14 protein-coding genes are annotated in these 12,423 nt (G+C 69.2%); 5 read left to right on the top strand and 9 right to left on the bottom strand.

The annotated features are described in order from the left end of the window. The first annotated feature begins 662 nt into the window (after positions 1-662). Positions 663-1,157: a GAF domain-containing protein gene (locus tag ACYVDA_RS20515; RefSeq protein ID WP_460820401.1), complete on the top strand. Its 495-nt coding sequence runs from the start codon at positions 663-665 to the stop codon at positions 1,155-1,157. Between the two features lie 1,104 nt (positions 1,158-2,261). Here the strand turns inward: ACYVDA_RS20515 and ACYVDA_RS20510 are convergent. Continuing rightward, a complete protein-coding gene (locus tag ACYVDA_RS20510; protein ID WP_460820400.1) occupies positions 2,262-2,762 on the bottom strand; it encodes a hemerythrin domain-containing protein in 501 nt (166 codons plus the stop codon). A 424-nt stretch (positions 2,763-3,186) separates the two neighbouring features. Between ACYVDA_RS20510 and ACYVDA_RS20505 the strand changes: the two genes are divergently transcribed. Further along, the gene (locus ACYVDA_RS20505; protein ID WP_460820399.1) at positions 3,187-3,744 is read left to right on the top strand and encodes a hypothetical protein; all 558 of its coding nucleotides are present in this window, start codon (positions 3,187-3,189) and stop codon (positions 3,742-3,744) included. A 457-nt stretch (positions 3,745-4,201) separates the two neighbouring features. Here ACYVDA_RS20505 and ACYVDA_RS20500 read toward each other — a convergent pair whose 3' ends face one another. The 6 genes from ACYVDA_RS20500 to ACYVDA_RS20475 all read right to left on the bottom strand — a co-directional run bounded on the left by ACYVDA_RS20500 (position 4,202) and on the right by ACYVDA_RS20475 (position 8,839). After that, positions 4,202-4,393: a hypothetical protein gene (locus ACYVDA_RS20500; protein ID WP_460820398.1), complete on the bottom strand. Its 192-nt coding sequence runs from the start codon at positions 4,391-4,393 to the stop codon at positions 4,202-4,204. A 431-nt stretch (positions 4,394-4,824) separates the two neighbouring features. Continuing rightward, on the bottom strand, positions 4,825-5,190 hold the full coding sequence (locus ACYVDA_RS20495; RefSeq protein ID WP_460820397.1) for a phosphatase PAP2 family protein: 366 nt from the start codon (positions 5,188-5,190) through the stop codon (positions 4,825-4,827). Continuing rightward, complete coding sequence (locus tag ACYVDA_RS20490) at positions 5,190-5,504, bottom strand: hypothetical protein (protein WP_460820396.1); 315 nt, start codon at positions 5,502-5,504, stop codon at positions 5,190-5,192. The genes ACYVDA_RS20495 and ACYVDA_RS20490 overlap by 1 nt, the downstream gene beginning before the upstream one ends. Positions 5,505-5,771: 267 nt before the next feature. Further along, on the bottom strand, positions 5,772-6,383 hold the full coding sequence (locus tag ACYVDA_RS20485) for a class I SAM-dependent methyltransferase (protein WP_460820395.1): 612 nt from the start codon (positions 6,381-6,383) through the stop codon (positions 5,772-5,774). Further along, positions 6,376-6,573 carry a hypothetical protein gene (locus ACYVDA_RS20480; protein ID WP_460820394.1) on the bottom strand — a complete coding sequence of 66 codons (198 nt, stop codon included), beginning with the start codon at positions 6,571-6,573 and terminating at the stop codon, positions 6,376-6,378. The genes ACYVDA_RS20485 and ACYVDA_RS20480 overlap by 8 nt, the downstream gene beginning before the upstream one ends. Before the next feature lie 100 nt (positions 6,574-6,673). Continuing rightward, positions 6,674-8,839: an MMPL family transporter gene (locus ACYVDA_RS20475; RefSeq protein WP_460820393.1), complete on the bottom strand. Its 2,166-nt coding sequence runs from the start codon at positions 8,837-8,839 to the stop codon at positions 6,674-6,676. 254 nt (positions 8,840-9,093) lie between these two features. Between ACYVDA_RS20475 and trxA the strand changes: the two genes are divergently transcribed. The 3 genes from trxA to ACYVDA_RS20460 are packed head-to-tail and all read left to right on the top strand — an operon-like array spanning position 9,094 to position 10,189. Beyond that, positions 9,094-9,483: a thioredoxin gene (gene trxA, locus ACYVDA_RS20470; protein ID WP_460820392.1), complete on the top strand. Its 390-nt coding sequence runs from the start codon at positions 9,094-9,096 to the stop codon at positions 9,481-9,483. Then, entirely contained in the window at positions 9,483-9,923 is a 441-nt protein-coding gene (locus tag ACYVDA_RS20465) for a DUF302 domain-containing protein (RefSeq protein WP_460820391.1), read from the top strand. The genes trxA and ACYVDA_RS20465 overlap by 1 nt, the downstream gene beginning before the upstream one ends. Next, complete coding sequence (locus tag ACYVDA_RS20460; RefSeq protein WP_460820390.1) at positions 9,923-10,189, top strand: metal-sensitive transcriptional regulator; 267 nt, start codon at positions 9,923-9,925, stop codon at positions 10,187-10,189. The genes ACYVDA_RS20465 and ACYVDA_RS20460 overlap by 1 nt, the downstream gene beginning before the upstream one ends. Before the next feature lie 82 nt (positions 10,190-10,271). On the opposite strand, the gene ACYVDA_RS20455 is transcribed toward ACYVDA_RS20460, so the two are convergent. Further along, positions 10,272-11,639 carry a multicopper oxidase family protein gene (locus tag ACYVDA_RS20455; RefSeq protein ID WP_460820389.1) on the bottom strand — a complete coding sequence of 456 codons (1,368 nt, stop codon included), beginning with the start codon at positions 11,637-11,639 and terminating at the stop codon, positions 10,272-10,274. Positions 11,640-11,911: 272 nt separating this feature from the next. Further along, the coding region (locus ACYVDA_RS20450; RefSeq protein ID WP_460820388.1) for a permease at positions 11,912-12,423 on the bottom strand (512 nt) is incomplete at its 5' end.

The following is a 12,423-nucleotide window of genomic DNA, read 5'->3' as shown; positions in this document are numbered from 1 at the left end:
GGCTACGCAACCGCGGGATCGACACTCTGCCCAGCATCAGAACCCAAGACACGGCAGACTAGAAGACACGAACCGGTGGCCTCGTTTTCGAGCGTCGGATCGGCCTCATTTTCGAGCGTTGCCGACAGGCTCGAAGCCGCGAAGCCGCCTAGCGTTGTCCTCGAGTAGGAGGTCTTGCTTCTACGTTGCTCAGGGACGTCGTTCGGAGGGGGTACAGGAGGTGGCATCTGCCCGGGCTCACCAGCAGCGTCTCTACGCGGCGTCCTGCTCATTGCCAGCGCCGGCCCCGGCGCCGCCTGAGGCTGAGCAAGGTCAATCATGCCGTGGATCGCGCGCACAGTCGTACGGCGTCGTCAGCACTTCTCGTACGCAGGCTGAAGCGCGTGGGCCAGGAGGCCGACCGCGAAACCCGCCTGCGTCCGGGCTTGCCTGAGCCCTACCGCTCCCGTGAACGGGCTACTTCGGCTAGTCCGGATGGGGGATCGTCGACCTAAACGCTCCATTTTGGATGGTCGGGTGCTTACCGTCGGACGCATCAAGGCTTGTTCTCTGGGCCGTCTGCTCTCCAGCCTGTGGGGGTAATCGTGATCCGCTTGGACTCGCGTCGTCAGCTGGCTGACCGTGCCTCCAGCCTCGCAGGTTCCGTCGCCCAGGATGCCTCCGTGGCGCGCTACGACGCGGTACCGCGGGGGGCCGCCGGGCTGCAGTCACTGGCCGAGGAAGCGGCGAGGATGGCCGCAGTTCCCTTTGCGGCGGTGAACCTGCTGAAGTCGTCGACGCAGAGGACGGTCGCCGCTGTCGGGGTCGAGCTCAGCGTCCTCGACGCGAGAGACACCATGTGCGCGGTCGTTGTCGCTGAGGGCCGCTCCGTCCATGTCCGTGACGCCGCTCAGGACGAGCGGTGGGCTCACAAACCCTTCGTCGACGGGCGATGGGCCAACATCCGGTTCTACGGTGCCCACCCCTTGGTCTCACCCGACCAGGTGGTCGTCGGCACCCTGTGCGTGATGGACACACGGCCCCGCGAGCTCACCTCCGCTCAGATCACGGGGCTCGACGCCCTCGCGGGGCGGGCGGTCAGGGTGCTGGAGCAGGAACGCCTGAATGTCCTCCACGGCGGGTTCTGCCACGAGACCGGGTCCTCAGAGACCGGGTGACGAGTCCGCCGGCGGGCCGTGCGGGCCCGGGGAGCACAGCTGACCAGGCGGACGACGTGGTCGGCGTTCTGGGAGACGCCCGCGGAAGCGAAGGCCGCGCCACCGGTCGCCTGGTGACCCGCACCGCTTAATGCTTGGCCCGGTTGCGTCGAGCGCGCCAGGGGCCGTACGCCGTGGCTTGAGCGCGCGCCACCAGGTGGCGCTACCTCGTCGACCCGGACCACGCCCACCCGCGAAGAAGATCGTGTTTCGGTAGCCCCCGGAACCGCGGGCGTCTGTGACCAGCGTGCCGCCACGCCGGAGTGGCCACCGAAACTCGATCCGAACCCTGTCCTCAGGGCCACGGCTAGCGCCTCGGCCACGTCATGACCTACGGCGAGGCCCGCGTCCAGATCGGTGCGGTCGTGGGGCCGCGATGATGCTGGCGCGCGCCGTCTTGTAGACCGAGGCCTCGGCCAGCGCCCTGGTTCGGAGCGGGGCCGATCGGCTGCGGGAGCCATAGACGTCATCAACCGGTGGCTGTGTGCATGTACTGCCGGTGGCGTGAGTCGGGCAGCCCCCACGCGCCCCGAGAGTGAGCGTGGGGGCCTAGTTCGACCCGACGGGGGAGGGATGCCGGTGTCCCATCCGGGGTGAACGTAATACCCCACCGCACTGTTGACACAGCCGTTGTCCGCTGCTCGGTCCGACCAAGTCGTCGGCCGTGTTGGTACGAGGGGAGGCAGTCGGCAGATCCGTACGAGGTCGCCCCTTGTCGCCCGACGAGGTCACGTGCGGGCAAGGGGATGTTTGCTGCTTCGTCCTAGTCGGCGCCGGGCCAGCGGCGGCTTCGGCGACTGTGCCGTGGAAGTGGCGTACCGCCCGAACAGCTGAGGTCGGCCGCTGACGGGGACCTGCCCAGATTGGTTCACCGCGGTCGCGACGACCACCTCACGCTGTTGTGCCTGTCTGGGAGGGTCGGGGCGTGACGGGCTCATGGGTTGGACGGGACCCGCAGGCACGATCGAGCGCATCTGCGGCCCCTTCTGGCGGTCCGGTGGTTCAACTGACTTCGCGAGGTGCGGCGCGGCGGGTCGCACTGGCGTGGAGGTGCGGGGCGGCGACTCAGTCGATGATCGCCTTGACGGTCTTCTTCAGGGCCCCAGGCTGGGAGGGTCGGGTAGGAGCCGACTCCCTGGCTACGATCATCCGCTGGCCGAGTTCCTGGAGTTGTTTGCGACCCAGGGCCTGGCGGACCTTGGGAAACCACTCGTCCTCCTCCTCGCGCATGTGGTGCTCCACGTTCTCGATGAGAACGGTGGTCTTGGCGATGAATCGTTCGGCACCGGGCTTCATCGCGACCAGCTCCATCACCAGGAGGTCGGCGACGTGGTGCTCCTCGTAGGACTCCAGGACGTCGGCGTCCAGGTCTGGCACGAGTTCGCGCACCGCGGGGTACATCACCTCGTTCTCGATGAAGGTGTGCACCGTCAGGAGCTCGATGATCCGGTCAACCGCCTTGCCCTGAGCAGCGTGGGCGTCCTTCCCGGTCTTCTCGAACGTGCGGAAGGCCTTGCGGATCTGCTTGTGCTCATCCTTGAGCAGGACGATGGCGTCGGTCGACACAGGAACTCCTCGGGTTGAAGGCAAACCCCACGAAAGTAGAGCCACCCCGGGGATACCCACCCAGTGCTCGCTTGATCCGGCTCCGTGCTCACCCGCGCTCGGACCTACGAACACCGGCGGCGCCTCGTGGGAAGGATGGCCCGGCGGACAGCCGCGGTCGGTGCCGGCGTGGTCGGGGCTGAGCACAGCCGGTCTCCTCCACTCGCGGGTCAGGCGATGGACCAGCACTCCCCGGGGTGCTCGCCTACGCGGGCCGGGTGTGACGGGCCGGGACGGGCCGGACCGCCCGCCGACCGTTGCGCAGGGGTGTGGCAGGCCCAACCACCGGCAACTGTCCTGTCGGGCTGCCGGATTGCCCGTTATAGGAGGGTTTTTCGCCTATGGTGGGGGCGTCGATCCGTTGCGCAACCGTGGAGGACTTGTGATGCTCACTCGGCTCCACGGTGTGGGGGGAGGCGAGCTGTCGCTGCATCGGGGTGCGGCTTGGAACGTCGTCTCCCGCTATCAAGCTGTTCCAGCCGGTATGCCGCAGTTGCGGACGCTTGCTGAAGAAGCTGCTGCTCTGGCTCAGACGCCGGTCGCCGCCATCAATCTGATCACTGCCACCGTTCAGAGGACGCTGGCGTCGGTGGGGACTGAGGTCACCATCCTCGCGCGTCGGGATTCGATGTGCGGGGCGATCGTGGACGGCTGTCGCCCTGTCCACGTCATGGACGCCTCCATGGATGAGCGGTGGGCGACCAACCCCTTCGTCGATGGTCGCTGGGGAAACGTGCGGTTCTACGGCGGCCACCCGTTGGTCTCGCGGGAGGGGTTTCCTGTTGGCACCCTGTGTGTCCTGGATGAGCGCCCTCGCAGGCTGGACGCGTGGAGAACCGTTGCGCTGGAAAACCTGGCCCGCCGGGTTGTGCATCAGCTCGACCTCTATGAACCCTCACTCGGGTCAGTTGCCCGTTCAGGTGATCACCACGTGTGGAGGTGAGCGGTCGGGGATCATTGCTCCCCTCGCTCGGCCGGAGATCTGGCCGTGGCGAGGTCGAACGCGGTGGGGGCCTCGCGGCCGCCCCGTCCGGTCGTCTGCAGGGGTTCCGAAGGGCTGAGTTCGAGTGGGGATCGCCTAGGTGGGGACCTGAGGAAGCTGCGGATGATCGTCGCTCTGGTGGTCCTGAGACTCTCAGGCCGGCGGCGTTCGGCGGGGCGTCGCCGGTGTTGACGTGCTCACTCCTGTGATGACGGCCGCCAGGATCTTCGTGGCAATGATCTTCGCTTACGTCGGGTAGCGCCGCGGTTCGAGGAGCCGTCTGGTCCACCCCGTTTGCTGTGTTCAGCGCCCGAGATGGCCACCGCCCGTGCGCCACGAAACCGCACCTCACCACGCTGGGTAGCGTGATGGGTCCGGCGGACGGTCTGTCGATGAGCCACCAGAGGCATGGGCGCGCTCAACGCCTGGAGGTGCGGGCGACGCGGCAGTCGAGGGGATCGGCGGCTTCAGCGTGGGTCACCCAGTCGTTGACGAGTTTGGGCGTTCCCCAGCGCAGGCGAGAGAGGTGTCCCTCCAGGATGTGCCAGCCGTCCCCGGCGAGGAACCCGATCGTGGCCACGAGGGTCGCCTGGACCTTGCCGCCGGTCACGTTGGCAGCCAGGAAACCCCTTCGGAGCCATCCCGGACATGCCGGCGAGACCAGGCACCATAACGTGCACAGCAGCGGTGAACGCCCCAGCAGCACCGCAGTGACACCTCGGCGACGCAAGGCGTCCTCAGCACGCGCGAGGTTGACGCGAGGGCACTATGCGAGCCACGGTCGAGTCCAGGACCCGGCGGCCCCACCGGCGACCGGCCCAGAACCTGGCCGCGTCGCCCAGGACCGCCCGGTGATGCCCGCCGCGATCACCGCCAGCTGGGGCAGGTGGCCCATCCCGGCCACGACCGCGCCCAGCAGGAGCGCGTTCTCACCCGGGAGAGTGAAGCCCAGGATTGCCGAGGTCTACAGAGCCGGTGGGGCGAACACCACAGCGAGCAGCACCCAGGTCGATGTCAGAAGGAACTGGTCGACCAGGCCGGTCATTGCAGGGAACCCGCGTGTTCGCCCAATCGGTGATGGGCAGGAGCCGTGACCGGTCGGGTGGGGACTGGTGCCGCGGCCACGAGCGGTCGCAGCGGCGTGCGCGTCAGCTTCTCCACGGCCAGGACGGCCAGAGGCCGGATGATCAGCCAGGTGCCGGCGGTCACGGCGGCACTCAGGACCAAACCGGCCACCACGTCGAGCGGGAAGTGTGCCCCAACGTAGACACGGGTGGCGGCCATCAGCAGCGCCAGCGCGGTGGTCGCGAGGCCGAGGCGCCGGTGGGCCAGCATCACGCCGGCCGCCGCGGCCCCGGCCATGACGGCGTGGTCGCTGGGGAATGAGAAGTCCGTCGTGCGGCTCATCAGGACCTCGACGTGGGATAGCACGGCGTACGGGCGGGGCTCGGCGACCGCCGCCCCCACGGTCTGTTGAGGCCCAGGGCGATCAGGGCTCCGATCGGGGCCCACAACGCGGCGGCGACGCGGGGGAGTGGGCCGTCGCGTCGGGCCAGTAGCCACGAGGCCGCGAGGAGGCCTGCGAACAGGATCACGCCGTACTTGGCGAACGCTGTTGCCGGGGCATGCAGCCACGGGGTGTCGCGGGTGAGTGCGTTGACGAGCCGGAACCAGTGGTCGTCGAGTCCTGCCCAGACAACCTGGGCTGTGTCGTGCGTCATCGCTGTGCCTCCTCGTCACCTGTCCACCACGTGGCGGACGAGCGTGGTGTGGACCCGCCGGGTGCGGCGAGAGCCTCACCGTAGGAAGGCCAGCGTTAAGGGACGGTGAAGGTGGGCCGTCGCCCGCCTGGCCCGCCGGGACCCGGTCCAGTGCAGTTGCGTGTTCGCCCGGGAGGCCCTGACCTGCAACTGCAGGTCAGGGCGTGTTTCGTTGTTGGTGGTGGTGCGACCGCTCGGGTCCGGATTCGTGAGGACGGGCCAGGTGGATCAGTTGCGGGTGAGGACCACCCAGGTGAAGGACTGCTCGGTCTTCGAGGGCGTCACGTGCGTCTCGTGCTCGGAGTGTTCGAGGTCGAAGAGCTCCTCGAACTCGGCGGCCAGCTCGTCGGCTGATCGGCGGGCGGTGGGCATGCCCGAGCAGTGGGTGGGGCCGTCGGGGGCGAAGCCGCCGATGACGAGTCGCCCGCCGGGTGCCAGGACGCGGGCTGCCAGGTCGGCGTACGCCGCGCGGTCGGCGGGGTCGGTGAGGAAGTGGAGCACGGCTCGGTCGTGCCACACGTCGTAGGTCCTGGCGGGCGACCAGGACAGGACGTCGCTGACGACCGCGCCGACCCGGTCGGTGCTGTCACCGAGACGGGCCAGGGTGAGGTCGAGGCCTGTGGCCGACACGTCGAGGAGGGTGACGTGGTCCCAGCCGGTCTGCAGCAGGTGGTCGACCAGGGGAGAGGCGCCGGCGCCGATGTCGACCAGGGTCCTGCGCGGTGGCCCGATCAGCCGCAGCGAGGTGCTGGGGACCCGCTGGTGCCAGGAGACGGTCTCGACGTCCTTGGTGGAGTAGACCTCGTCCCAGTGCGACGCCGCGGCGGATTGCTCAGCCACGGCCGAAGAGGCGGCCGAGCAGGCCGCCCTGGCTGGCCTGGCTGCTGCTGGCGGCGGCCTTCTCTGCCGGGGTGTGCTTGCCGGGGCACCAGTTGCCGGCGGGGACGCCGGCCTTGACCTGGGCGATGTGCTGGCCACAGCCGGCCCAGGTGGTCTTGCCGCAGGTCTTGCACTTCACGGGACGGCACATGGGGGTTCTCCTTCGGGTGGGGTGTCGCGGGATGGGCGGGGTGGAGCGGGTGCCTCAGGTCTCCTGGGTCTACGTGCAGGAGACCTGAGGCGTGGTGCGGTCAGTCGTGGGCGAACGTGATGTTGGGCAGGATCCGGGTGAGCCAGGCAGGTGCCCACCAGGCTGCCTTGCCGGTGAGGCGCAAGAGCACGGGCAGCAGGACGAGCCGAACGAGGAACGCGTCGAGCAGCACGGCGACGCCGAGCACGATCCCCATCTCCTTCGGGGGCAGCGGGCCGGACAGGGCGAAGGTGAAGAAGACCGCGACCATGACCGCGCCGGCGGCGAAGATCACCCGGCCGGAGTGCGCGAGCGCACCGACCATGGCCTCCTTCGGGTCCCCGGAGTGCTCGTAGTGCTCCTTGGCCGAGGCCAGCAGGAAGACGGTGTAGTCCATGGCGATGGCGAAGATCATCGCGAAGAAGAACACCGGGGCCCAGGCGTCGAGGAACCCCTGGGACTCGAACCCCATCCAGCTGGTGCCCCAGCCGTCCTGGAAGACCAGCCGGGCCATGCCGAACGCGGCGCCGGTCGACAGCAGGCTGACCAGGGTGCCGAGCAGGGCGATCAGCGGCGCCTGGAGCGCGACCAGCAGGAGCAGGAAACCCAGGGCCAGGATGACGCCTATGACCAGGGGGGTGGAGGCGTCGAGCTGGGCCTTGAGGTCGAGGTTCTCGACTGCGGCGCCCCCGACCTTGGCGGAGGCGGGGAGGTCGGCGCGGAGCCGGTCGACGGTGGTCGACAGGGCGGGGTTCGAGGGGTCGACGGTGGGGACGGCCTGGATCAGCGACCAGCCACTGGCGTCGGCTGCGGGCTGGGCCGGCAGGGCGCCGGCGATGCCGCGGTCCTGGCTGAGGACCGCGGTGGCGGTCTTGGCGTCGGTGGTCCTGACGACGACCTGGAGGGTGCCGGGGGCGCCGGGGCCGAAGGCGTCCTTGACGATGTCGTAGCCGACGCGGGCGGAGGCCTCTGTGGGCAGGACCTTGATCGAGGGCATCGCGGTCTTCAGTCCCAGGACGGGGGCGGCGAGCACGAGCAGGACGACCAGGGCGGCCAGGCCGAACGCGATCGGGCGCTTCCACAGGCGCTCGCCCCAGGCGGCGAACTTGGGCGAGCGGTGCTCACTGGACTTCGACCACGGCAGGGAGAGCTTGTTGATGCGGGCGTCGAGCTTGGCCAGCACTAGCGGCAGGAGCGTGAGGGTGGCGCCGAGGACGAACAGGACCGAGAGCATGATCCCGCCGGCCATCGACCGGAACGAGGGCGAGGGAACGAGCATGACCGCCGACAGGGAGATCAGCACGGTGGCGCCCGAGAGCAGGACGGCCTTGCCGGCGGTGTCCATGGTCTCGGCGACGGCCTCCCGAGGACTGCGGTTGCTGCCCCAGCGTGAGGCGCGGTAGCGGACCACGATGAATAGGGCGTAGTCGATGCCGAGGGCCAGGGCGAACATCATCGCGAAGTTCATGGCCCAGATCGAGACCGGGACGAGCTGGTTGATCAACACCAGCGAACCGGCCGATGCCACGAGGCCGGCCAGCGTCAGGATCAGCGGCAGTCCGGCGGCCACGAGTGCGCCGAAGGCCAGGACCAGGATGGCGAGGGTGACGGGCCAGGAGAACATCTCCGAGGCCATCATGGCGTCGAGGTTGGCGGAGTTGAAGTCCGACCACAGCAGCGAGGCGCCGGTCGGGTTCACCTGAACCTGGGACGTAGACAGCGCCTGGAGCGGACCCTTGAGGTCGTCGGCAACCCGGACCATCTCGTTGGTGTCCGCGCCCGCGCCACCGAGCACGACCGCGGTGCGACCGTCACGGCTGAGGCTGGCGCCGGGCTGGGGCGCGATGACGTCGGCGATGCGGGGCTCGGCCTTCAGTCGGTCGGTGACCTCGGCGAGGATCTTGCGTCCGGCGGGGTCGCCCAGGGTGCCCTCCTTGGCGTGGACGACGACCTGGATGGCCGAGCTGGCGTTGCCGCCGAAGTGGTCCTGGGCGAGCTGGCGCACGGCCACCGACTCCGAGCCGTCGGCCTGCCATCCGGCGCCGGAGAGCTGGGACTCGACCTTTGGCGCGAACACCCCGAGGCCGACGATGACCAGCAGCCACACGACCGAGACCAGGCGCGCGTGGTCGGTCACCCACACCCCCAACCGGCCCAGCGGGCCGGGGCGGTAACCCAGCTCGGGTGTGCGGGTGCGGACGTGGCGGCCGGGAGCCGTCATGGTCATGGCATTACTCGTCTCAGTGCTCGAGGGATGGTGTGCGCGGACGGGCGATGATGGGCGTCCCGCCGAAGTCTGGACAGATACCATGGGGGGTATCTCTTTCAACGGACGCTAACACCCAGGGGGGTATCCTTTGCAAATCGAGCTCGCCCCCAGGTTCGGCCACCTGGTGGGATTCGACGGAATACCCAAGGGGGTATCCTGGTTCTAGTTCTCTGAGCGGGGAGGGCCCCGCGCGGACCACGAAGGAGAGCAGCATGAGCACCACCACCCTGGGCGCCGAGAACATCGAGCGCACCATCGCGGAGAACGAGATCGTCTTTATCGACTTCTGGGCCTCCTGGTGCGGCCCGTGCCGTCAGTTCGCGCCGGTCTACGAGCAGGCGTCGGCCGCGAACCCCGACATGGTGTTCGGGAAGGTCGACACCGAGGCCGAGGCGGCTTTGGCTGCCGCCGCGCAGATCACCTCCATCCCGACGCTGATGGCGTTCAAGGGTGGCCAGCTGGTCTTCGCCCAGCCCGGCGCGTTGCCGGCCGCAGCACTGGCCCAGGTCATCGACGCCGCCCGCGCGCTGGAGCCGGAACCGGCTTGGTCCACCGAGCAGACTGACCCCACCGAGAACACCGCGATGACCAGGAGCGCCTGATGAGCGACTACACCCTGTCCACCACCTTGTCGATGCCGTACGACGCCGCCGTGACCGAGGTTCGTGAGGGTCTGGCCGACCAGGGCTTCGGCGTGCTCACCGAGATCGACCTGCAGGCCACGATGAAGGCCAAGCTCGACGTCGACGTCGCGCCCCAGGTCATCCTCGGCGCGTGCCGTCCGCAGCTGGCGCACCAGGCCATGCAGGCGGACCCCTCCATCGCGACCGTGCTGCCGTGCAACGTCGTGGTCCGCTCGATCGACGCCGACACCACCGTGGTCGAGGCCTTCGACCCCAACGCGATGATGGGCCTCTCGACCTCGGGAGGCCTCGACGAGGTCGCCACCGACGCCCGCCAGCGCCTCACCGCCATGCTGGCGGCCCTCACCCCCCGGTCCGCGAGCAGTGCCGGCACCGACACCCCCAGCCAGGAGAAGTGATGGAGCTCGACCCCGACGGCATGAAGCCGGTCATCAACCGCATCAAGCGCGCCCAGGGCCAGCTCGCGGGCGTCCTGCGCCTGCTCGAGGAGGGCCGCGACTGCGAAGACGTCGTCACCCAGCTCGCCGCAGTCTCCAAGGCCCTCGACCGGGCCGGGTTCGCGATCGTCGCCTCCGGTCTCCAGCAGTGCCTGGCCGCGGGAGACGGCGACGTCGACAGCCTCGACGTGAAGAAGATGGAGAAGCTCTTCCTCTCGCTGGCTTGAGCCTTGGATGCACCCATCCGGCGCCGACAGCTCGCCAAGCCCCGGTGACCACCCGCTTGGGTAGTCACCGGGGCTCTGTGCGTCACCGGACGTAAGACAGTTGGGTCATCATCCCGAGCTCGCCGTGGTAGGCGTTGTGGCAGTGGAGCAGCCACTGACCCGGGTTGTCCGCGACCACGTCGATCTCGAGCGCCTGCATCGGGAGGACGTTGATGGTGTCCTTGCGGACTCCCGGTGTGCCGGCTTGGACGAGCGCGAAGGTGTGCCCGTGCAGGTGCATTGGGTGGAACATCATGCTGGCGTTGCGCATCCGGAGGCGGACTCGTTCGCCGGGGTGCACCTGGAGCGGTTTCCGGTCGGCGTAGGTGGCGCCGTTGATGACCCACTGGCGGCCGCCGTTCTTAATCTGCAGGGCGACGTCCAGGGTCCGGTCCGGCGTAGCCGCCGGCATCGCGACGGCGCGGGTGGGTCGCAGGTCGCTGTAGGTCAGCATCCGACCGGTCAGTTCCCGCGCCTGTGGGGCCGGCGCCGCCGCTGGGCCGTTGCCGACGCGTAAGACCGCGAGGGCGGGGCCGTCGGGCTTGCCCTCGGGACTGGCCACGACCGCGTGGGCGCCGTCGGTGGCGGTGACGAGGACGTCGTAGCGCTCGCCCATGCCCAGGACCAGGGTGTCGACCTCGACCGGCTCCACGGGGTAGCCGTCGGCCGCGACCACCGTCAGTCGGTGCCGGGCCACCGCGAACCGGTAGGCGGTGTCGGAGCCGGCGTTGATGAGCCGCAGCCGCAGTCGCTGTCCGGGCTTGGCCGAGATCGTGGTCGGGTCCTTGGCCGGTCGGCCGTTGATCAGGTGGAACGGGTAGCGGACATCGCCGGTGTCCTGGCCCAGCGGGTTCGACGCGGACACGCCCATTCCCGACCCGCTCATACCGCCCATCCCGCCGGAGCTACCCATGCCGCCGGAACTGCCCATGCCGCTCATCGACTTCATGCCGTTGCGGCGCAGGTCGGCGAGATTCTCCTCAGGGGTCTTCCCGACGCCGTCGGTCCAGTCGTCGAGGACCAAGACGTGCTCCTCGTCATAGTCCAGAGGCTCGTTCGGGTCCTCGATGACCAAGGCGCCGAGCAGTCCGGTGTCGAGCTGCACACCGACGTGAGGGTGGAACCAGTAGGTGCCGGGGTCGGGGAGGGTGAACTGATAGCGGAACGACGCACCGGGCCCGACGACCGGCATCGTCAGACCGGGGACACCGTCCATGTCGTTGCGCAACGCCAGCCCATGCCAGTGCACCGTCGTCGGGACGTCCAGCTTGTTGCGAACCTCGACACGGAGCTGGTCACCAGCCGTCGCTCGGATGGGGTCGGCCGGGACGTTGCCGTCGAACGCGGAGGTGCGTGCCCGGGTGCCGGCCAGGTCGATGGTGGTCGCCTCGGGGGTCAGAGTGCGCGTCACGAGCCGTCCCGTAGCGTGTCGAGCCCGCTCGGCAGCCAGGACCTCGTGCGAGTGCGGCCCGATGAGGTCCGCCGCTGAAACACTCCCGCCGTCCCCGCTCGAACCGCCCGAGCCGTTGGGCCCGCTGCACGCGGCCAGGGCAGAGGTCGCACCGACCCCGACGACGCCCACGGCGCCGGCCCGCAGGACTGTGCGCCGCGTGGGGGTCGGACTCGAGCCGATGTCCGCGTCAGCCGGGACGGGGGTCGGCATGCCGGGATTACTGGAGGCGGTCATCGCGACGCCCTCCCGTGCTCGCCGTTCCCTGCGGCCTGCGTGCCGGATGAGGCGTCCCCGCCGTGGCTGTCATGGTCAACATGGCCCGTGTGGGCGCCGTGCTCGTGGTGGGTGTGGCCGGTCCCGTCGTCGGGGGCGCCGTTCATCATCGACATCATCTCGCGGCCGCCGGTGCGCAGGAAGCGGACGATCAGCACGGCGGTCAGGACGAGCGCGGCGATGTTGAGCCAGGTGGTGTAGTTCCAGGTGATGGCCTCGGTCATGACCTTGGCCTGGCCGTGGTCGGGGACCAGGCCGAGGCCGCCGAAGATCAGCTCCACGGCGTACCCGCCGAGGACCATGGTGGCGTAGAAGGTGCCGAGCAGGACGAGCATCATCCTGGTGCCGTAGTACTTCCGGTAGATCACCAGGATCGGCACGATGATCAGGTCGGCGAAGACGAACGAGATGACGCCGCCGAAGCTGATGCCGCCGTTGTAGAGCACCGCTGCCAGCGGCACGTTGCCGA

Source organism: Nocardioides korecus (assembly GCF_054778395.1).
The sequence above is the reverse complement of the archived record's forward strand: the minus strand, read 5'-3'. Positions and strand labels throughout refer to the sequence as shown.

Bases quoted from the DNA above. Each gene is read 5' to 3' on its own strand.
- ACYVDA_RS20505 (WP_460820399.1), top strand. From the start codon at position 3,187: ATGCTCACTCGGCTCCACGGTGTGGGGGGAGGCGAGCTGTCGCTGCAT.
- ACYVDA_RS20495 (WP_460820397.1), bottom strand. From the start codon at position 5,190: ATGAGCCGCACGACGGACTTCTCATTCCCCAGCGACCACGCCGTCATG.
- ACYVDA_RS20490 (WP_460820396.1), bottom strand. From the start codon at position 5,504: ATGACGCACGACACAGCCCAGGTTGTCTGGGCAGGACTCGACGACCAC.
- ACYVDA_RS20480 (WP_460820394.1), bottom strand. From the start codon at position 6,573: ATGTGCCGTCCCGTGAAGTGCAAGACCTGCGGCAAGACCACCTGGGCC.
- ACYVDA_RS20475 (WP_460820393.1), bottom strand. From the start codon at position 8,839: ATGACCATGACGGCTCCCGGCCGCCACGTCCGCACCCGCACACCCGAG.
- trxA (WP_460820392.1), top strand. From the start codon at position 9,094: ATGAGCACCACCACCCTGGGCGCCGAGAACATCGAGCGCACCATCGCG.
- ACYVDA_RS20465 (WP_460820391.1), top strand. From the start codon at position 9,483: ATGAGCGACTACACCCTGTCCACCACCTTGTCGATGCCGTACGACGCC.
- ACYVDA_RS20460 (WP_460820390.1), top strand. From the start codon at position 9,923: ATGGAGCTCGACCCCGACGGCATGAAGCCGGTCATCAACCGCATCAAG.